Genomic DNA, 386 nt, shown 5'->3' on the forward strand with positions numbered 1-386 from the left:
CGCGTCGGCCTGCCGAACACCCGGTTTGCTGCGCCGGACGCTCCCATGCGTCACCGCTACGGGCATCAATGGTTTTCGACAGAAGGAAACCCGCTTGATCCCATGAAGGTCATGGCTGCCCGGAAAGCTTTCGACGAACTGATGGACCAAGCCGTTTGTCGCGAGGGCTTCGCCGACGCCCACGATAGGATCGCCTTCGTCGGCGTCTCGCAGGGTGCGATCGTCGCCCTCGACGCGGTGGCGTCGGGTCGCTGGAAGGTCGGCGCACTCGTGTCCTTCGCGGGGCTTCTCCCGCCGCAGCTGGGGTCGCCGGCTAGCAAGGGCACTCCGATCCTTCTCGTGCATGGCGAGGCCGACACGACAATCCCCTCCGCCGCTTCGACGCT

General features: G+C 66.1%; 1 protein-coding gene. It reads left to right on the plus strand.

The window, feature by feature from the left end:
* Nucleotides 1-386 (plus strand): alpha/beta hydrolase (locus tag SB659_RS19125; protein ID WP_410551529.1); only part of this gene is annotated, 386 nt, incomplete at both ends.

Source organism: Arthrobacter sp. SIMBA_036, from assembly GCF_046535135.1.
In the GTDB taxonomy this organism is placed as follows: Bacteria; Actinomycetota; Actinomycetes; order Actinomycetales; family Micrococcaceae; genus Arthrobacter.